The sequence below is a fragment of the Parabacteroides faecis genome (assembly GCF_014647375.1).
GTDB classification, from domain to species: Bacteria; Bacteroidota; Bacteroidia; order Bacteroidales; family Tannerellaceae; genus Parabacteroides; species Parabacteroides faecis.
The window spans coordinates 301,534-323,599 of the sequence record NZ_BMPB01000001.1; the positions used below are offsets into that span (position 1 = coordinate 301,534).

The following is a 22,066-nucleotide window of genomic DNA, read 5'->3' on the forward strand; positions in this document are numbered from 1 at the left end:
ATTATTTTAGTAGATGCTATTGTTTTTCTTTTTAAAAACCAAGATTAATACCTTCTTTAAGGATCAGCGCCTTCTGTTCCTCAGATAGTTGATTCTTAGAAATTGGAGCATCCTGTTTACGAGTTTGCTTTTGATTAATATCACCAAACAAAGTCCAGTTACGAGTAGATCCGGATTTTGGTTCCTGCGCCTTTACATCATAACGAGTAAAATCGATAATCTGCTCTTTTTGCGTATTCAAATCCTTTAAAATAGCCAATCTGAAACTTTTATTCATATACCAATAAATCTCTTTATCAGCGTCAGAACCGCCAATTCCAGAACCTTTTTCATAAAACCGATAATCAAAGTTATTCTCTTTATATTCAGATCTCCACAACAATCCAAATTCACCCTGAGTAATAAATTTAACTTCCGGCCAACGATTCCGAATTTCCTGCAACCATTTTGTCAGTCCTTTTGTATCGATATCCAAAGAGAGCTCCCAACAATTTGTCACCCATGCAAAACCATTTCTCTTGAAACCATCATCAAAGTGAATTGCAGTTGAGTGCATCATCTCTTGTAAACCTTTATCATACCCGTGAGCTCGCAATGTCTCGATCGGACCGACTCCCATACGACTGTTAAATCCTTCTGCAAAACCTTCACGACGGGCAGCTAAAAAATCCATTGTCCAACCATCCAGATTCACACAATCGACAAAATCCTCTTTTCCCTGAGCCGGTTTACAGAAATGTTCTATAGAAGGATAAAACGGATAACTAACCGCCCCGTCACCATCCTGGTTGTCGATTGCATATTGACTCCAAATATTCCCCTGACAAACATGAACACCCTCTTTTTCAGCTAAATATTGCTGATTCTTGGCAGACAAAAAACCGGCAACAATACTATTGGGCCTGTACGAATCACCTACAATTTCCGATACACGTTGTAAGCCTTCATGCAAATCCATATTAACCTGTTCCGTTGAATTATACGCATTTGCAAAATAAGCACCCGGAATAAAGGTAATCTCATCACCATATTTATGATGATAATCCACCACCAACTGACGAATTTTCTGATAATTGGCAGTCGTGTCATGCAAAGCCAACCAGCTAAATGCCCATGTTATCTTAGAACCGGGAAAACCTTTTTCAATCGCATCACGGAACTGTATTACCCTTTCAGGTGTATGCCATGCCCGTTCATCCTCTCCAACACTTTTATCTCTGGTCACTTCAATCTGATTGACTCGGATAATCGTATTAAATGTCAGAAAACGATTCTCTTTTAAAGTAAGTTTAGATTGATCAGCATCCACTGAACTATAAGAAGTTCCTTCCGCACATATATTATTCGACACAAATGATGCGAATAAGCAACAGAAAAGTATAGTTTTTATGTTTTTCATATGTTATTAAAATAATTCCGGATAATACTTTTTAATCAATGCCTGATCCTCTGAATCCAAAGCATTCAACTCTTTAGGTTCATCCTGCGGGCGAAGATTCTTTTGGTTGATTCTGTTTATCAAACTCCAGTCCCGAACCGGATGTTCAGGCGAGGGATCTTTCGGTTCTTCAGCAGGTAAATCATAACGAGTAAAATCAATCACCAAAGTAGGAGATTTCTTGTTATGCCAGTCACGCAACAATGCCAAACGAAATTCCTTGTTCATAAACCAACGGATTTCCAGATTATTATAAGAATCGCCTAGACCGGAACCTCTTTCAATGAATTTATAATTCCAATCGTCATTCGACTTATATTCGGCTCTCCATAATTCACCAAATTCACCATAAGTTACAAAATGGACATCCGGCCAACGTCTTTTTGTATCACCGACCCATTTTTCTAAAGCTCCGCAAATCAAATCTTTACCGAACTCATAATACATCTGTGTTTCCCAAATATTAGTAACCCATCCAAAACCATTCAGCTCCATTCCCTTGTCAAAATGAATAGATTGCGTATGCATTACTTCACGATGTCCTAAATCCAACCCCCAACCTTTATACGTTTCGATCGGTCCGACACCACGACGACTATTATAGCCTGTAATTTCATGTCCGCTCTGTCCTGCACGACGGGCACAGATAAAATCCATTGTCCAACCATCCAGATTGACACAATCGATAAAATCATTCTTCCCCTGAGCCGGTTTACAGAAATGTTCAGTAGATGGATAAAACGGATAAGAAGGTGAGCCATCAGCCCCACCACCATCAATACTATGCTGGCTCCAAATAACAGCATGGGCTACATGGATATTTTCTTCTTCAGCCAAATACTTCAAATTATCTGCAGAAAGGAATCCCCCCATAATACATTTAGGACGATAACCATGACCTACCATATTCGAAATAATCTGAATGGCTTCCGACATTTCACGGTTGATACGTTCGCGGGGTAAATACATGGCAGGAAAATAACCTGGAAAATAAGAGATTTCATCACCATACCTCTTTTGACATTCCACCACATATTCACGAATTTCACAATAATTTTTGCGCTGGTCTTCCAATGCATTCAATGTAAATCCCCATGTCAAACGACCATCCGGATTATTTTTAGCAAATGATTCACGCAAATCACGAACCGATTCAAGTGTATGCCAGTCCACCTCATCACGCGGATGCAGCTTGACATCTCTAGATACTTCCCAAGGTGTAGTTCGGATCATGAAACATAATGTCACAAACCGACTCCCATTCAGTTGCATTGGTTTTACAGATATTTCCGGTACCACGGGTGTCTCAGCCTTCACTTCAACAACAAAAGTCGACAGACATATCCCAACCAATGCGACCAAACAGCTTTTTGATAAATTTTTAGTTATTATGTTTTTCATGTTACAAAACTAAAACAAATCAAATTACCAACCAGGATTATTCGGTGCCAAATTCGGATTTAAGAATAGTTCATCCAAAGGCAATGAATAATAGTAATGCTTCGGAGTTTCAAAATGACGATTTTCGGCAGGTTCTACAATTAAGAAACCATCCTTATCCGTCAAACCCGGATTACCATCGTTCAGTACATTTAGATTTTCATATTCAGAACCTTTCAGCTTAATACCACGAAGAGCTTCAGTTAATTCTTTTTCGGCAGTTTTCCAACGTCTCAAATCATCCCGCCTGAAACCTTCGAATGCCAACTCTATAGTACGTTCACAACGAATCTCTGTCTGCATATCTAAGCCATTACTTGTGACAAAAGCATTTGTTAACGGAGGCATCTCCACGCCTTTACGAGATCTGATAACATTGATCGTCTTATTCAACAACTCATCACTAATCGCTCCCTCCTTTTCAAAAGTAGCCTCTGCCAAAATCAACAGTACTTCCGGGTATCTGATAATATGATAGTCGAAAGCATCCTTGTCCGATGGATTTGAGGTTTCCGCCATAAATTTGTATAATTTATATCCTGTACGAGTTTCAGGACGCACTGTAAATGATGCTGTACAAGAATCTGTTCCGATCTGCGGACTCCAATAAATGGTTTTAGGCATAAGAAATGTTTGCTTCATACGCGGATCCCGATTTTCATATTCACTTTCAATTGTCGCATAACCTTTAAATTCGGAATCAGCATTCTCAATCGGTAAACCGGTACTTTTGCATCGGTACATATCTGCCAATTTCTTCGTCGGCGTACCTCTCCAACCCCAATAAACAGAATGGGCTGTCCCATGATAGCGAATATCTTCATAATAGCGGCTATCCAAAATACCTTCCGGAGAATCATCGCCAGCATCGATAAACAAATAACGATAACTTTCATCCCCGGAACCTTCATATAACGCATACTCTTTACTGTCAACGACTTTTTGCGCTGCATCAATCGCCTGTTGTAATAATTGCTGATAGTCTGAACGATGTTGCTGATATTTTGCCCAGGTTCCGGCGAACAATGCCACTCTTGCTTTCAAAGCCAGAGCTGCCCCCTGCGTGACACGCCCTTTTTCTTCGGATGTTAATTCACTCTGCAATGGTAACGACTGCCAGACAGCATCCAACTCCGACAAAATAAAGTTCTCGACTTCTTCCTGAGTGTTACGACTACCATATAACTCCGAAGACTCGACATCCAGCACTTTCGTCAAAATAGGTACATCATTGAATTTTTTCATCAAACGCCAATGCGTGTAAGCTCTAAAAAAACGAGCCTCAGCCACATAGCGTTCTATCTCAGCCTGATTCCCTTCATATAGCGCTGCCTTTTCAATAATTATATTACAATGGCGCAAATCTTCAAAACGATCAGACCAGTCTGTATCGCTATTCGGCGCTATCAATGTCCCGTTACTTGTTGTATTCTCACTCATCTCATAACCAATATCACTATCCGTATCCTTGGTATCGAATGATTCCGTACGGGAATATAGCCAATTTGCTTCTTTCATAAAATCCTCCGGAGTTTTCCAATAAAGCTCGTCAGGCAAATTGTCTTTAGGTAACAAATCTATATCCTGGCAGCCGGAAAATAATAAAGTCGCAGAGATTAAGCCTCCCAATAATATTTTATATTTCTTCATGATCTTTTGATTTTTAGTTTTTAAAATACAACATTGACGCCAAAAGAGTAATTACGGGCAAAAGGATAGGATGTAATCTGACCATCTTCTTCCGGATCCCAACCTCCTGGTGTATTATGAATTTCAAACAAATCCTCACCGGAAAAATAAACACGAAGCTTTTGTAATCCGATCTTGGCAGTAACAGATGAAGGAATAGTATATCCTAACTGCAAATTCTTCAAACGAGCATATCCTACATTATGTTTTGTGTTCGTAGAATAATAATAATTATAACCTCGCTTACTTGTCGATGTAATCGCAGGATACTGTGCATCAGTTCTTTCTGCTGTCCAGGTCTTTCCATACCAATAGGCTGCCGACTGGAACCATGCTTCTGCCATTGGTTTGCTTGCCTCACCTTCCAGGAACATAGTTCTACGACCAACTCCCTGGATAAATGCACTGAAATCAAACCCTTTATATGTTGCGCTCAGATTCATACCGAAATTGTATCGTGGATTCTTATCACCCAAATACTTCACGTCACCGCTCCCTTCTTTACCATCGCCCAAAACAGAAAGTTTTCCATCGCCATCCAGATCTTTATATTTAGCATCACCAACGCTTAAATCTCCGGGAATACCACCATTCGGGAAACGGGCAATATAATCTTTCAACTCCTGCTCATCCTGGATAATGCCATCAAACTCATATCCGAAAAAAGAATTTAGCGGATAGTCGGTCGGAGTTTCATTCAGTCCTAATTTGATCAAATTACTGCCGACTCTCTCTACCACCTGGTTACGAGCATCACTCAAATTAAAACGGACAGAATAACTGAAGTCATTTATTTGATCTCTCCAACCCAGTGCAACCTCCCAACCTCTAATACTCAAATGTCCGCTGTTCGTACTCGGCGCATCAGCTCCTAACATGGAAGGATACGTTTTCGGTATCAACATATTCTTATTTTCTTTCCAGAAATAATCAAACGATCCATACAGACGGTTTTTCAATGTTGCAAAATCCAAACCTATATTTGTCGTCTGGATAGTTTCCCATGTACGGGATGTCGAAACAATATTACCGGACTTTGCCATCTGCCCTTTTGTTCCGCCACCAAATGGATAATAATCGCTACTCAAAGAAATCAACTGGATATAATCATATAAGCCAATACCGGACTGATTACCCATCTCACCATAAGAAGCTCTCACCTTCAAGTCATCAAACAGATTCAGATTTTTCATAAAACCTTCTTCACCAAGCCTCCAGGCAGCATTCACTCCCGGAAAATATCCCCAGCGATGATCCGGATCAAATCTGGAGCTACCATCTGCACGAAGTGTTCCTTCAATAATATATCTGTTCTTAAACGTATAATTTACTCTCGAGAAGAAAGAATTGATCGTCCATGCATTGCCTTCACTCCACGCCGATTGATTTTCAGAACCACCCAATTGTAAAGACATGTTCTCCTGCTGATCAAAATTAATACGTTTAGCAGTGAACTTATCATAATTCTGAGATTCATGAGAAGTTCCCACCATTACGCTCAGGTCATGTAAATCGTTGAAATTCTTTTTATAATCAGCATATAATGTGAAATTCTTCGACAATGTTTTCGAATAACGGCGTTCTGCATTATTCGGTGTACGGGCTGTTCTATGATTTACATCTTCCCAATTACGGCTATAAATAATTTTATTTGTCACATTCTCATCAAAGTCATATTTACGGATAACAGCTTGTCCTACCAGATCCAAACCATCAATAACATTCCAACGAAGCTGATTATTCACAGTGACATTCCCTGTCGTTTTATTAGCCATACCACCTTCTTCCAAAACCTGGGCCGGGTTATCAAAACCTTCAAATGTATAAAAATTTCCAGCCGGATTACGTAATGGTGTCCATGAACGAGTTTTATAAATCAACTCCCATATATTCTGTCCCTCCGTTAAGCCTGAAGAATAATCCCGATTACTTGCTTCATAAGCAAGATTGAGGTCATAAGTCAAATTCTTAAAGATTTCAATACTAGATTTTGCACGAACAAAATAGCGCTTGTTGAGGTCTTTCCCGAATTTAGGTAATCCCTCTTCACGTTGATGTCCTAAAGAAACCAAATAAGAATATCTTTCACCACCACCGGAAATATTTACATTATAATTCTGCATATTACCATTCCCGATAACTATATCGTTCCAATCCTGGTTTTTAAAAAACTTAGGATAAATATTACCCCAACGCCCCCATTCTACTCCAGTCAATATCTGATCACTATTTTGCCTGATCAATTCCAAATCTTCTTTTGTATATTCAATAGGGAAAGAACCATCCGTTATTTCCAATGCCATTTCTGCATGTTGCAGCAAACTGGCTGTCTTCTTTAGCAGAGCAGGAGTCTTCACTGAATAATAAGCATCAAAACTAACTGTAGTTTTCTGATTGCGCTTACCACTTTTTGTTGTGATTAAAACAACACCATCGGATGCACGCGCTCCATAAATAGCAGCTGTACCATCTTTCAATACAGATACATTTTCGATATCAGAAGGATTAATCAAATTAATATCACCTTCCGCACCATCAATCAGGACAAGTGGAGTACCACCATTAATAGAAGACACATCACGAATCTTCATCGTTGTTTCCGCCCCCGGGGCACCACCTCCGGAACGAGTAATCGTCAAACCCGGAACTTCACCCTGCAAAGCTGTCACTGCGTTTTGAACAGGACGAGCTTCAAATGCTTTGGCATCCGCTGTAGCAACAGCACCACCTAGATTTGCTCTTTTCACAGTACCGTAACCAACAACAACAACTTCCTCTAAAGCTTGAGTATCTTCTTTAAGTACTATATTCAAACTCGTTTGTTGCTTTACTTTAACTTCCTGAGTTAAATATCCTATATAAGAAATGGAAATAACTGTTTCCGAAGGTACATCCAACAAAAAGCTTCCATTAATATCTGTAATAGTACCCAAAGTTGTACCTTTAGTCGAAACATTTGCTCCAATAATAGGCTCTCCATTTGTATCTGTAACTTTCCCGGTAATCCGGATAATTTTATCTGCTGAGTTACTTTTTGTAATAATTATTTGATCATCTTGATAGGAAGCTTTTTGTTCCTTTGCATTCCCGGCCAGGCAGGAAAACAGTAAAACAGTTAAAACTAACAGACTGATTTTATTTTTATTATAATCTGATAGTATTAGAAAAGTTAATTTCATATCTTTGTTTTATTAAAAGTGAAACTTTATTTTAATAGCATTATTAATGTGGGATCCTTTTGATGTCAAAAACCGGGAAGAAAGGTCGCAAACTTTGATCTTCCTGGTTTTCTTTTTTACATATTCTCTCCTCCTATAAGTTTATTGATTTATAATTATAGTCATTTTGCTTGCCTTCCTTTTTTAACAAGATGAACATTAGATATAAAGACCTTAGCATCAGTCTGCATTTTCTTCTTTTATTGAATTAAGAATTATAAAATATTTTTACTTTACAAAGTTAAACTGAAAAGAGATTATATTATATCCACCTAATTTGTTACTTTTGACCGATAAAAGAAGAATATTATTCAATTTTTTACTACTATGGCTACAGATTTAAAAAAATTAGTGGGGCAACGCCTTCAATTACTTCGCTTAGAGAAAAATCTCACTCAGGAACAAATGAGTGAAAAGCTCAATCTTTCTACCAGTGCCTATTGTAAAATTGAATATGGAGAAACAGATCTGACTCTTACCCGTCTGAACAAAATAGCAGAAGTACTCAATATGTCGGCTGTTGAACTTTTCACACGAATAGAGGGTGATACCTATAATAACTATCCCAAAGACCATGGTCGGGTATGGATCACACGTGACAGTAGCATAGTAAATGTCGACAACAATGATGATCTCCGCGAATTGGTTAAGTCAAATTCGCGTCTTATCGAAGTTCTTTTGAAAAGGATAGAGGATCTCGAGAAGAAATAAGGGAACAAATACATATCTTTGTTTTTTTGAAAAACATATATATTCCCAAACGTGAAAATATTAATATTATGTACCGGCAACAGTTGCCGCAGCCAAATGGCGCAAGGTTGGTTACAGTCTTTCGACAAGAATCTGATCGTTTGTTCGGCAGGAACAGAGCCGGAAAAAGAAGTGAATCCGCTAGCTATCAAAACGATGAGCAATTCCGGTATCGATATAAGTCACCATATACCTAAATCGATAAATGAATATCTGAACGAACCCTGGGATTATGTCATTACAGTTTGCGGTGAAGCCAATGACAACTGTCCGGTTTTCAAAGGAAAAGTCAGACATCGTGTGCATATCGGTTTTTACGATCCATCCAAAGCCAAAGGAACACCCGAATTTATAGAAAGTGAATTTCGTCGGATATGTAATCAGATCAAAACAAAAATGTATGATTTTTACACTGACGAAATACAAAATGGCGATGGTGGTCCCACATGCACCTGTGGAGCAAACAGATTTTGCAGGTGTAATTAATAGTCGAAGCCGGATCCTATATTTACCGGCTTTAGCCACTTTGTTTTCCCGGATATTTTTATAACTTGTAATGTTTGAAGATTGAAAAAATAAAAGCCCAAAATATATTTCGATTAATACACTTTGGGCTTCTGCTTTTTATATTATACATTATAATATTGTTCCCATCCTTTACGCGGAGGCTGACCGGACAGCATCTGGTTGGCGAAGTCGTCATTTACGATCTCCTTGGTATCGCGGTCGAACACCAATTTGCGGTTCAGATGTTGTGCCAATACGCCAAGACAGAATACCTGGCTTAACGGACCTGCTATCGAGAACGGTGAACGTGTCTTTTCTTTTCCCTGACAAGCCAACAGGAAGTTTGCATAATGGTTTGACGGGCTTTTCTGGTATTCAGGAAGAGTCGGATTCATTTCTTTGGCGATTTTATCCGGGATAACAGACAAGGTGCTACCATGAGAACCGCCCTTAAATGTCAATGTCTTTGAATATATTTCCTTTCCGGGATTCAGTTTCATCAACTGAAGTTTTCCACCGGCTACAGTCGGTATGTTCGGATCGACATCTGAAGAACCAAAGTTTTCAGGTACAGGAGGAATATTATCCAAACCATCATACCAAGTTACATCAACAGCCGGCATGTTTCCTCTTTCCGGAAATTTGAACAAGATCGTAGAAGACATCGGGAAGAAGAAATTGTTATGATCTTTCAGATAGATCGGATTCACTTCGGAAGGTAATCCCATATCTAGAAATTCATGAGCCGTATCAAGGATATGTGCTCCCCAGTCGCCCAACGCGCCCATACCGAAATCATACCAGCAACGCCACTGTCCCATATGATAATCATGGTTATAATCGTGATGTTGCACTACACCCAGCCAGGTATCCCAATCCATTGTTTCAGGAACAGGCTCTCCCATCGGCATATGTTTGATATTCGGATTCCATCCGTGCCAGCGGCGCGGAGAGTTCATGTGTGCGGTGATGGCTGTCACATCCTTGATCAATCCGGCTTCTTTCCATGCCTTGAACTGGAAATAATTCGCTTCCGAGTGGCCCTGGTTACCCATCTGCGTAACAACACCGTATTTCTTTTCGCCCCGCATCATCAGCTCTATCTCCTGGAAAGTACGGGCCATCGGTTTCTCTACATATACATGTTTTCCATGTGCCATCGCTTCAATCGTGATCGGGAAATGGGCATGGTCGGGAACACCTACCGTCACAGCATCGATCTTTCCGGCCATCTGATCGAACATCTTACGGAAATCCTGATAACGGGGAACTTTCGGGAACATAGATATCAACTCTTGTGTATGCGCTGCACCCATATCCACATCACACAGGGCCACTACATTACACAATCCGGTCTTATACAATTCTTTGGCTATTTCACCACCACGGTTTCCAATGCCAATAAATGCAATATTCACTTTCTCGTTCGCACTAACGAACGGTACACCCGGCATTGCACCCGCTTTCGAAGGGATCCAAAACGAAGGAATTGCAGTTGCAGCCGATAAAGCCAATGCCCGTTTCAGGAACGAGCGACGTGAGATGTCTTCTGATTTCATGGTATTCTTTATTAGATAATTAATTACTGTTTGCGCAAACATTAAAAACATCAACTTCGCAAAAATAGATATTTTTTATTGATTTAAAAGAATTTGAGGAAGAAAGTTCTCAAATTAATCCGATCCTCATCATATAGTAATTACCAAATATTCTGCATCGTATGGTCTGTCAATGCAGCTTCTACCCTCTGTTTATAAGCTTCAGCCCCGGCCACTATGTTTCTGGAAGCATCCGCACTACCTATTCCATAGACAACCAATGGCGTGTGCCAGGTCATTCCGGCATGTATCGCACAACCCTGGTAAGGACGTAGAAGTTCATCCATAGTAAAACCATTCCGCCCTCCACTGCGATAAGCAGCATACTCCGACCCGGTCGTCGTAACGATCTGCAACGGTTTACCGGCTACTGCAGGTGTTTTCGCCAGCGAAGTAAAAACTTCATCCAGCCATCGCTTTAAAAGCGAAGGAGCCGACATCCAGTAAAAAGGAAATTGAAAAATAATCATCGAAGCATCAGAGATGATCGTACTCCACAGATTTACATCGAAAGATTGATCCTGATATTCATACAGATCATATACCATGACACCGTCAATATCCTTTACCGCATCGGCTAGAGCTTTGTTTGCCTGTGATTCCTTCAGGTTAGGATGAGCCAGAAGAATTACTACTTTTTTTGAACCGTCATTCATAATATTACTTTTTTAATAATGTAAAGTCGCATTCCAATTATGTTTTTACAAAAATAAAGAAATCTATGAAATTACAACAAATAAAATAAATTATGATCGAACGATCATCGGAATTACAATCGATCTGAAAAAAGAGTTATTCCGGAACGAGAGAGAAATGAAAACCGTCTAATTTTAACATATAAAAACATTCTATGTTTCCTATGCAGTTCCGATTAAAATTCAAATTAATTATATGGTTCACAAATATATAGTTACTATTTGATAGTTTTCCAAGTGATATTGTTCTAGTAGAACTTATTCATAAATTCTATTAAAATCAGATTTTCAGTTAACACTTAATTCTCGATCTCCTGATATCGTAAACTAATTACAACTAATTTGTTACAAAATTAACTCTTTTAAGATACAAAACCGTTCCGTTGACGAATTTAAAACATATTTAGCCTATTTTAGCCAATTAATGATACTTCCATTTTGACAGTATTCCATAGTTCTACTAGAACTATAACAATTTAAATATGCTGAAACAAACATACACACATCTATTTTTTTACCTATAAATCAAACGCTTATGTCTAAAAAATTAACATTTCCAAGCTTGATTTTGCTTGCCGGTGCATTGGTCTCTCCATTAGGAGCCTATGCAGATGTAGTACCCGACAAGCAAAGTGTAAACATTTCACAACAGAGTGGACAAGTCACCGGAGTTGTAGAGGATTCAATGGGTCCGGTTATTGGAGCATCTGTTATTATTAAGGGAACCACAAGTGGGATTATGACGGACCTCGATGGTAAATTCACGCTAAACGATGTCAAAAAAGGTCAAACCTTACAGGTATCTTTTGTTGGTTATAAAACAAAAGAAGTCGTCTACAACGGCCAGGCAACACTGAAAATCTTTATTGAAGAAGATTCACAAGCTCTGGAAGAAGTTGTTGTAACAGCTCTGGGTATGTCCCGTGATAAGAAATCACTCGGTTACGCCATGACAGAACTAAAGGGAGATGAAATCGCCAAAGTAAACTCTCCAAACCCAATCAATGGACTACAAGGTAAAGTTGCCGGTGTACAGATCAACATGGGTAACTCCGGGCCACAGTCTTCACAACGTATCATTATTCGTGGTAATACTTCTTTGGGAGGTAACAACCAGCCGATTTTCGTGATCGACGGTATTATCATCGACAATGAAGTAACAAAAACAGGGGCAGGACAAGACTGGGGTAATGACCTGAAGAACCTGAATGCCGATGACTTCGAATCGATGTCTGTATTGAAAGGTGCTGCCGCAACCGCTTTGTACGGTTCGCGTGCTTCCAACGGTGTGATCCTGATCACAACCAAAAAAGGCCGTAAAGGTGAGGGTATAGGTGTTTCCGTTTCACATACGCAGCAATGGGAAAACATCTATGCGACACCGGATCTGCAAAACGAATTCGGTTCCGGTTCTTCTCCGGCATGGGCTCTGAATAGCGACGGTAGCGAAAACCGATACACTTCTGCCGGCCGTAGCTTCGGTCCTCGTTTCGACGGTAAACCGTTCTATGTGGATGGCCAGGAAATGATCTATTCCGCCAAAGACAACAACTTGAAAAATCTTTATCAGACCGGGCACTACATGAACACCAACGTTGCTTTACAAGGTGGTTCTGAAAAAAGTGCATTCCGTTTCTCTTATTCAAACCTGCAGTCGGAGGGTTTAACTTTTAACAATGAATTCAAGCGTAATTCATTCAGTTTAAACGCATCCCACGATATCAGTTCACGCTTGAAAGCTGAAGGTGGATTCTCATATATCGAATCGACTGCCCAGAATCCGACAAGACAGGGAGGCTCGGGATCTCCGATCTATGACTTCATGTACAGCATTGCTCGTGAATATGATACTGATTACTGGTTGAATAACAAAAACTATATCAGTCCGGCCGGTGACGGTTACAACTCATTGGATCCGTATGGTTATTCCAAAACGATCTACGACTACCTGGAAAACATCTATACACAGGACGAAATGAGTGTACGTGCTTTCTTGAATCTGGATCTTAAAATATTGGATTGGTTGTCATTGAAAGTGAAAGGCGATATTTACAAGCTATATACCACTAACGAATCAAAAGTAATGGCTACAGGTGCCAGCAAGTACGACGGTGCGGCTTATAAAATCCATGAAAATAAGAAAGACCAGTACAAAATTACCGGTATGTTGACTGCTAACCATTCTTTCGATGATTTCAATATCAGCGGTAGCGTAGCAGTAGAACAGTGGGATACCAAAAGGGGATACCACAAAACCAACTCGGAGAATGGCTTGCGCGTTCCTGGTTTGTTCGATATGACAAACTCCGTTAATAAAGCGACAACCGAAGTCAGATATAATACTGACAGAAAACGCATCAACTCCATCTACGCTTTTGCCAATATGGATTATAAAGGGGTTTATTTCCTGGATATAACAGGACGTAACGACTGGTCGTCTGCATTGATCTATGAAAACGGAACAGGACACACCTCTTACTTCTACCCGTCGGTTGGTGCTTCCTGGTTGTTTGCCGAAGGTTTGCGCGATGCGATACCTGAATTTATCTCTTTCGGTAAGTTGAGAGCTTCTTATGCTATCGTAGGTAACGACTGTGCTCCTTATCTGACAACCGGTACCGGTTATTATGCTTTCGACAACACATTCGACAACCAGCTTAACGGCGGAACTTTTCCTTATTACAAATTCGACAAGGACGAATTACCGAACTTGAATTTGAAACCGGAGAAACAACACTCCATCGAAATCGGTTTGGATATGCGTTTCTTTAAAAACCGTCTCGGTTTCGACTTTGCATGGTATAAGACCAATACAAAGAACCAGATCCTGGCATTGCCGATCGCATCCGAATCCGGTGTTTCAAAACGTTGGATCAATGCCGGAGACATCCAGAACAAAGGTATCGAATTATTGATTACCGGTACTCCGATCGAAACGAAAGACTGGCGCTGGGATTTGTCTTTCAACCTGACGCGCAACAGAAACAAGATCGTCTCTTTGTTTGAAGGCGTTGAGAAATACCAGTTAGTAGGAGGTGGTACGGATACACAGGCATGGGCTACCGTAGGCGGCGCTTATGGTGATATCTACACTTCTTATGCTTACACACGCAACGAAAATGGCGAAAAACTGTTGAACGCAGACGGTTCTTATCCTCGTTCAAATAAAAGTGAGAAAATCGGTTCTTTACAGCCTAAATTCTTGTGGGGAGCCACCACTTCCGTAAGCTGGAAAGGCATTACGCTGAATGCTGTAATCGATGCCCGTTTCGGCGGAGACGTCTTCTCGGCAAGTTACTATTATGGTATGAATTCGGGGAACGTTAAATCTTCATTGACTGGTCGTGACACACAATACGGCGGTTTACCTCGTACATTGAGCGACGGAAGAGTGGTTAACGACGGTGTAATCCCGGAAGGCGTATTTATACCGGGTACGGAAATCAAAGGAGTGGACGTTTCCGGCAAGAGTTATCAGTATGCTTACGATCAAGGATTAGTCGATCCGTTATCTGCTTACAAATATTATGACAACGTGTACAGTTGGTCCGGAGGTATCCGTGAAGAAGGTATCCATAAATGTTCATGGGTTGCCTTACGTGAAGTTTCCGTACATTGGCAATTGCCTAAAAAATGGGTGAACAAAGCCTACATTCAAAATGCAAGTATCGGCTTAATGGCCCGTAACTTAGGATTCCTGTATAACAGTCTGCCGGACAATATTCACCCGGAAGGCCTGAATACATCTTACAGCTCTGAATATATGGAAAGCGGTGGTGCCGTATTCTCACGCAACATTGGTTTCAGTGTTAACGTTTCATTCTAATCACCTTTATAATTAAGTAAAATGAAAAAAATTAAATATTATATTCTCGGAGCGTTAGCTTCCATGGCTGCATTAAGCTCCTGCGATGCCGACTTCACCAAAATCAACAAGAATCCTGATACGGTATACGAAGTTGATCCGGAAGTGTTCCTCTATCAGATTGAAAATGTAATGTGTAATGCTGGAGAAACATGGGCAGACTCATATGCCTGTCGTTTGAGATGGATGCAGTATTGTGCCGGAATCTGGGGATATAGCACAACTAACTTCACCGAATGCGCCGGTTTTTCCGGATCATTATACAGCAACTATGTAAACGCTGGTAAATATGCCCGTCACATACCTTATTACGTCAAAACCAATATGCCGGAACAGGAAGCTGCTTACAGCGACTTAACCGAAGTAGCCCGTATCCTCTTGATTACAAAAGGTATTCAAGCATCCGACGTATACGGTTCTTTGGTGTACACCGACGGTTGGGGAACCCGCAACGGTAACGTGGAAATTCTTGAACCGACTTTCCAAACTCAGGAAGAGTTGTTGACGACCTGGAACCAGGAACTGAAAGAAGCTGCCAATAAGCTGGCAACATCCAGCAACCAGGTGACTTTCAAGAATTATGACCTGGCTTACAGTGGCGACATGAGTAAATGGGTGAAGGCTGCTAATGCCGTACGTATGCGGATCGCTTTGAGATTGTTAAAACAGAAACCGGCAGAAGCTAAAGCCATTGCACAAGAGGTATTATCTTCCGGCAACATTTTCAGCAGTATCGACGATAGTTTTATCCTTTATTTCGATAACTACTGGACAACCCAAGGCGACTGGCATTCCGTCATTGACATGGATCGCGCTTCTGCTGCTTTTATGGCTTACTTACTGAAGTATAACGACCCGAGAAAACGTCTGTTTTTCCAAATCAACAATTTAACTCCGGAAAACGTAGCCGCATTCAATGCCAAAGAAACAACGACTCCTGCACAGGTTATTCCGACTCATTTAGGTCGCTGGACCGGTGGTAGCGTAAGTTACGACAAATGGGCAACCGACTCCTGTCGCACATCTCGTTATCTGGACGATATCGACATGCGTCCGATGAACAGACCTCAGACTCGTTTGTGGAAAGGTGCGCAAGACAATGGTAGTGCCGGTGGCTGGATTCCTTTGGTAACATATGCAGACTTCTGTTTCATGGCTTCCGAATTTACGCTGGAAGGCGTTGCCAACAGCAAAACAGCTCAGCAATGGTATGAAGAAGGCGTAAAAGCCTCTCTGAGACAATGGAGTAAAATTGCCGACTACTGCAAAATCAATGACTACGAAGCGGTTACAGAAAGTGAAATCGAAGCATTCCTGAAACAGGATGGTATCGCATGGAACAGTGCCATGGCTAAAGAACAGATCTACTGCCAGACTTGGGTAGAACATTTCAAGAATAACAGTGAATCATGGGCCATGTACAAACGTACCAACTATCCGAGCACTACATCTACATTGGTTACCTGGGAACCGATCAATGTATACGGTGAATTGCAGCAAGTACCGCGTCGTAAAAAATTCACCATGCCAGCCGATGGTTCTGCCAACTATGCAAATCAGGTAAAACGCCTTGAGGACATGCAGAAAGAATCGAACTTCGGTCGTCTGGACAGCGAATTTGGTCGTATATGGTGGGATAAAGAATAAACCCAGAACTAAATTTTCAATATAATTTTTGATGGTGAAAGGTGGCCGGGATGGTCACCTTTCTTTATATGTATTAACTAATAAGCCGCTGAAAATGCTGTTACTTACAGAAAAAATCATTTACTTTGCAGGTTGATAATAATTACATATACTTATGGCACAAGAAGATGTTTTCAAGAAATTAGTTTCACACTGTAAAGAATACGGATTTGTATTTCCCTCTTCAGAAATATATGATGGTTTAGGAGCAGTGTATGATTACGGACAGTATGGCGTAGAGCTGAAAAATAATATAAAGAAATACTGGTGGGACAGCATGACCCTGCTTCACGAAAATGTAGTAGGCCTCGACTCCGCTATTTTCATGCATCCGACTATCTGGAAGGCATCCGGCCATGTGGACGCATTCAATGACCCTTTGATCGACAATAAGGATTCCAAGAAACGGTATCGTGCCGACGTACTGATCGAAGATTATCTGGCTAAGATCGATGAAAAGATACAGAAAGAAGTCGACAAAGCTGCGAAAAAGTTCGGTGAAGCATTCGATGAAACCCAATTCCGTGCTACCAACGGCCGCGTATTGGAACATCAGGCTAAACGCGACGAGATACACACCCGTTTTGCGAAAGCACTGAACGATTCCAACTTTGAAGATCTCCGCCAGATCATTATCGACTGCGAAATCGCTTGTCCGATCTCCGGAACACGCAACTGGACGGAAGTACGCCAGTTCAACCTGATGTTCTCCACAGAAATGGGATCTACTGCCGACGGCGCTTCCAAAATCTACCTGCGTCCGGAAACTGCACAGGGTATTTTCGTAAACTTCCTGAACGTGCAGAAGACAGGCCGTATGAAAGTACCTTTCGGTATCGCTCAGATCGGTAAAGCATTCCGTAACGAGATCGTTGCCCGTCAGTTCATCTTCCGTATGCGTGAGTTCGAACAGATGGAAATGCAGTTCTTCGTTCGTCCGGGAGAAGAAATGGAATGGTTCAAACAATGGAAATCGACTCGTCTGAAATGGCACAAAGCAATGGGACTGGGTGATCAGAAATATCGTTACCACGATCACGAAAAACTGGCTCATTATGCCAATGCAGCTACAGACATCGAATATGAAATGCCGTTCGGTTTCAAAGAAGTGGAAGGTATCCACAGCCGTACAGACTTCGACCTGAGCCAGCATGAGAAATTCTCAGGTAAGAAGATACAGTATTTCGATCCTGAATTAAATAAAAGCTATACTCCGTACGTTATTGAAACATCTATCGGTGTCGACCGTGTATTCCTGAGCGTTATGGCCGGATCTTATTGCGAAGAGACACTCGAAAACGGTGAAACACGCGTAGTATTGAAATTGCCTGCAGCTCTGGCTCCTATCAAGTTAGCCGTATTGCCGCTGGTTAAGAAAGACGGGCTTCCTGAAAAAGCGGAAGAGATTGTCAACATGCTGAAATTCGATTTCCGTTGCCAGTATGATGAAAAAGACTCTATCGGCAAACGTTACCGCCGTCAGGATGCCATTGGAACTCCGTACTGTATTACAGTTGACCACGATACTTTGAAGGATAATTGTGTAACGATCCGTTTCCGTGATACCATGGAACAGGAACGTGTAAGCATCGACAAGCTGCACGAGATTATTTCTGAAAAGGTTAGTATGAAGTCATTATTAAAAAAGATAACTGAATAAATTAAATGAAGAAGTACCTGCAATTCGCGTTGATGATTTTTTGTATGTCCGTAGTCTTTACCTCCTGTAAAGATGACGATGACAGTGATGATGCAGCCGTTGAAGCATACAAACTGAAAAATGAACAGGCTTTCGCGGCAAAGGAAAAAGACACCGATTTCTTTAAAGTAAGTATACAAGGATCCGGAGATGATTTTGTTTATGCTAAAAGGATAAAACAAGGAGACGGCCCTGTAATCTATTACAACAGCCGTGTGACTGTTTATTACAAAGGATGGTTGATCGATAGCAAAGAAGGCGAGTATTTCGATCAGTGCGTTCCCTATGCAGCACCAGCTAAATTCGCTGTAAGCTCCGCTTCCTCCAACTATAACTATACTTATGGCTATGGAGTTCCCTCTCCTATAACTGGATGGACCATTGCTTTGCAAAATATGGTAGTTGGTGACAAATGGGAAGTTTGGATTCCTCAGAAACTAGGATATGGTTCTAATAAAAAGGATAACATTCCTGCATACTCTACATTAATTTTTGAGATAGAGGTCATGGAAAGAACATCTGAAGTTGCAGGAACCGATGATAAAGAAGATTATCCAACATCTTAAATTCACTTTAGAATGAATAGAAAAGGGGACATCAAATATTTGATGCCCCCTTTTTATTATTTATAAGTTTGATATAAAAAAGGCTGCCTCATAAAGCAAACCCTTATAAACAATTAAAGCCTGTCTCACGACAAGCCCTAACCAAACTTTGTTAACCTTAAATCTAATACTATTATGAAAAAACCACAGTACAAAGATACAGGAATAAAGGGCTTTTGTCAAGTCTTTTCTGACTAATAAACGTTAAGCAGAACACTTATTCCAGTCAAATTTTGTTATCGAACACAAAACTATATAGATTACAATCAAATTCTACTAAAATTAACAGCCTAGAGCCCTAATTTCAGTAGATTTGATTGTATCGACATGGATCTTATTTTATGAACTTCAAACATTCGGAATCCTGTGGGGAAGTGACTGCCTGAACCAGGAATATACCTTTGGGCAGATCAGCAATATTGATGTCATAGCAGGTTTGCGAAGATAAAGCAGGATACTTTTTCAGTAACGCTCCCTGTGTCGAGTAGATAAGAATATCTTTCAGTTCTTTTTCCGTCTGTATAAACAAATGATCGTCCTTTACCCAGCCGGTTATCTTTCTATCCGGCGTAGTAAGATCGGACACACCCGTTCCCGTGCCTTTCTTATCTATTCTGTATAACTTCACACCAAAATTAGGTAAAGAGAAAGGAATTTCTTCACCTTTCAGCGACACGCCCTGACCAGTCCAGAGCTCTTTAATACCTTTCACATCGGAAGAAGCGATTCCCAGTCGTGACAACTTGATATCTTCCGAGACTGATTCAGCTTTATAATTAAATGCAGCGACATACATATAATCATCCGTATCCAACATAAAAAGACTCTCGCCACGGTTCCTTCCCCAACTGTTTTTACCTGAAGCCGTGGCACCTTCCACCGGGTAAAAAGATTTACCGATGCGCGCAATTTCGTTCACGTCGGCATTCGTCGCAAACTTTTCTGCTTTCTGGCGGGCAGCGAGATCCCCTATACAAGTTCCTTTCTGGCTGAAATTATCACCGAGAATATAAGTTCCCGTGATCACTCCCGATGTAATACGCATACGGTTTTCATCTTCATTATAAGCATCTTTATGAAGAACCAGATGGTCGGCATCATTGAAGTTGTAGACCTTGTCGAGCCACCAGCCAAAAGAAAGTCCGTTCATTACATATTCCGTATCTTCCTTAGCTCCCCAGGCATCGCAACTGATACGGCGGGAGTTCCCGTATTGCGCAGGAAAGGCAGGAGCAATGGATAAAGCCATGAACATGTCATCCCCGCACAATTCCGTCAGATACTTCATACCACTGTTATAAGCCTGCACACCGGTCGTAACGCTCTTATCGTAATAAGAGTCCGCTTCAAGAATTGCATTGTTCAGGAAGTCGAATTTGATGTATTTATATCCCAACTCTTTAAAACGGTTGATGAAGTAACTCATCCGTTCACGGGTACCGGGATGGGTCGGGTCTAACGCACGGGAAGCAATCTTCTTCGGTTTTCCGTTCACATAGAGGTAAGCGTCTCCGTATCTGTAGCTGCTACCTTCCATAGAACGGCTACCGTCTTCTCCCCAATCGGAGAAAGGAGACCAATAGATGCCCGGAACCTGTCCGTTATCGACACATTGCTTGGCAAATGTCTTCAACTGATAATCGTTCAGGTTATCCCAGTAAGAATCGAGGATCACATAAGCCGTGCCGTCATTATTGAAATGATTCGGTTGCAGGTTCGTACTGATATAATCGGATACATCGAGAGCACCGGTAAAATTCAGCTTCTCGGCCATTGCGCCCCAACTGTTCCATCCGAAGATATTTCCTTTCGCCCATTTACGGGGAGGAGCAACCAACGCATTTGCTTCGCCGTATGCTTCAAGCCCTTTGCGCCAGTCATCGAACATGCCGACCAGGAGTTTCGGAGATTTCAGTTTCGTACCGGAGATGCTGCCGTGAGGTTTTGAACCTTCGGCATCGATATCGTGGGTAAGGCGATGGCTGATCCCGCCAAAACATTCCAGGCGGTTCAACTGCTGGTTGCCGGAGGTAGAATAGCGTACGCCGGTCTTCCATGTATCATGTTCAACGGAACCGAGCACCAGTCCTTCACGTGTATCACCAGAATAGATGGAAGTGACCTCGAAAGAAACAGAGTCTACCGACAATGCCAATGAGGAATAACCGATCCAGGCATCATTGTCGAACGGTACGGATAAAACCCGGTTGGAGGCATTTGCATTCAGGAAAGAGCTGGTCGTTTCTGTGACAACCGGAGCAATATAATTACTTGAGGTTGCAGTCTCCGAAACGATATAGGCTTCTGTCAGAAAGTAACTTTTATCCGGATAGAAATAGAACGACTGTTGCAGAGCCGGTTTTCCATCGTGTGCTGCATAGGTAAATGTGTATTTATGTCCGGCACCGAAGACATCATCGACAGTTTCTTCCGAAAAAGCAGGCTGTCCGTACTCCGTGCTTCGCAACCATGTTTCCTTCTCTTTCGCCTGAACAAAAACACCCGCCAATATGGTCTTTTCCTTATGGATAAAGTCGCATGTCTTTGTTCCTTCATTATAAACGATCTTCCAGCTACCGGAAGCGATCACTTGCTGTTCACCTGCAAAAGCCTTTGCCCCCAACAAGAGACATACAAGACCAAAAAGCAGGGATGTTCCTGTTAAATTATTTTTCATGACCTATTATTATATTAGTTTGATTCGGTTTTTTATTAAACAAAACACCGGGCAAAGACATGCCTTCCCGGTGCTTTCTCCTTTTACAATCCTTTTGCCTTTAGTTTATTAAATTTCAATCAATTACAGTTTCCTCGTAGTTTCGCTATTTGGAAACTGTAGTTCTCTGCGGAGGGAACTGTAATTTCCTGCCTGGGAA

Annotated in this window: 13 protein-coding genes; 6 read left to right on the forward strand and 7 right to left on the reverse strand. The window is 41.2% G+C overall.

All coding sequences use genetic code 11. The annotated features are described in order from the left end of the window. Positions 1-31: 31 nt before the first annotated feature. From IEY67_RS00975 to IEY67_RS00990, 4 genes are read right to left on the reverse strand one after another with little or no spacing between them, the layout of a single operon-like run. Positions 32-1,399, reverse strand: coding sequence for a DUF3863 domain-containing protein (locus IEY67_RS00975; protein WP_183670400.1), 1,368 nt, complete (start codon positions 1,397-1,399; stop codon positions 32-34). 6 nt (positions 1,400-1,405) lie between these two features. Next, positions 1,406-2,839, reverse strand: a complete 1,434-nt coding sequence (locus tag IEY67_RS00980; protein WP_183670398.1) for a DUF3863 domain-containing protein — start codon at positions 2,837-2,839, stop codon at positions 1,406-1,408. 24 nt (positions 2,840-2,863) lie between these two features. After that, positions 2,864-4,528 (reverse strand): RagB/SusD family nutrient uptake outer membrane protein, encoded by a 1,665-nt coding sequence (locus IEY67_RS00985; protein ID WP_183670396.1) that lies wholly within the window; start codon positions 4,526-4,528, stop codon positions 2,864-2,866. A 20-nt stretch (positions 4,529-4,548) separates the two neighbouring features. After that, positions 4,549-7,746 carry a SusC/RagA family TonB-linked outer membrane protein gene (locus IEY67_RS00990; protein WP_229800921.1) on the reverse strand — a complete coding sequence of 1,066 codons (3,198 nt, stop codon included), beginning with the start codon at positions 7,744-7,746 and terminating at the stop codon, positions 4,549-4,551. A 366-nt stretch (positions 7,747-8,112) separates the two neighbouring features. Here IEY67_RS00990 and IEY67_RS00995 point away from each other — a divergent pair, with 366 nt between their 5' ends. Both IEY67_RS00995 and IEY67_RS01000 read left to right on the forward strand, forming a co-directional pair. After that, positions 8,113-8,496 (forward strand): helix-turn-helix domain-containing protein, encoded by a 384-nt coding sequence (locus IEY67_RS00995; RefSeq protein ID WP_122353212.1) that lies wholly within the window; start codon positions 8,113-8,115, stop codon positions 8,494-8,496. A gap of 51 nt (positions 8,497-8,547) precedes the next feature. Next, positions 8,548-9,021, forward strand: coding sequence for an arsenate reductase ArsC (locus IEY67_RS01000; RefSeq protein ID WP_122353213.1), 474 nt, complete (start codon positions 8,548-8,550; stop codon positions 9,019-9,021). Between the two features lie 143 nt (positions 9,022-9,164). Here IEY67_RS01000 and IEY67_RS01005 read toward each other — a convergent pair whose 3' ends face one another. Both IEY67_RS01005 and IEY67_RS01010 read right to left on the reverse strand, forming a co-directional pair. Next, entirely contained in the window at positions 9,165-10,601 is a 1,437-nt protein-coding gene (locus IEY67_RS01005) for a Gfo/Idh/MocA family oxidoreductase (protein WP_122353214.1), read from the reverse strand. A 140-nt stretch (positions 10,602-10,741) separates the two neighbouring features. After that, positions 10,742-11,296, reverse strand: a complete 555-nt coding sequence (locus IEY67_RS01010) for an NAD(P)H-dependent oxidoreductase (RefSeq protein WP_122353215.1) — start codon at positions 11,294-11,296, stop codon at positions 10,742-10,744. A gap of 574 nt (positions 11,297-11,870) precedes the next feature. On the opposite strand from IEY67_RS01010, the gene IEY67_RS01015 reads away from it, so the two are divergent. From IEY67_RS01015 to bamJ, 4 genes are all read left to right on the forward strand, one after another. Then, entirely contained in the window at positions 11,871-15,161 is a 3,291-nt protein-coding gene (locus IEY67_RS01015; RefSeq protein WP_183670394.1) for a SusC/RagA family TonB-linked outer membrane protein, read from the forward strand. Positions 15,162-15,182: 21 nt separating this feature from the next. After that, complete coding sequence (locus IEY67_RS01020) at positions 15,183-16,847, forward strand: SusD/RagB family nutrient-binding outer membrane lipoprotein (protein WP_122353217.1); 1,665 nt, start codon at positions 15,183-15,185, stop codon at positions 16,845-16,847. Between the two features lie 154 nt (positions 16,848-17,001). Next, on the forward strand, positions 17,002-18,546 hold the full coding sequence (locus tag IEY67_RS01025; protein WP_122353218.1) for a glycine--tRNA ligase: 1,545 nt from the start codon (positions 17,002-17,004) through the stop codon (positions 18,544-18,546). A gap of 5 nt (positions 18,547-18,551) precedes the next feature. Then, positions 18,552-19,151, forward strand: a complete 600-nt coding sequence (gene bamJ, locus IEY67_RS01030; RefSeq protein WP_122353219.1) for a BamJ family beta-barrel-assembly machinery protein — start codon at positions 18,552-18,554, stop codon at positions 19,149-19,151. 373 nt (positions 19,152-19,524) lie between these two features. Here bamJ and IEY67_RS01035 read toward each other — a convergent pair whose 3' ends face one another. Then, positions 19,525-21,867: a hypothetical protein gene (locus tag IEY67_RS01035; RefSeq protein ID WP_183670391.1), complete on the reverse strand. Its 2,343-nt coding sequence runs from the start codon at positions 21,865-21,867 to the stop codon at positions 19,525-19,527. Positions 21,868-22,066 lie beyond the last annotated feature (199 nt).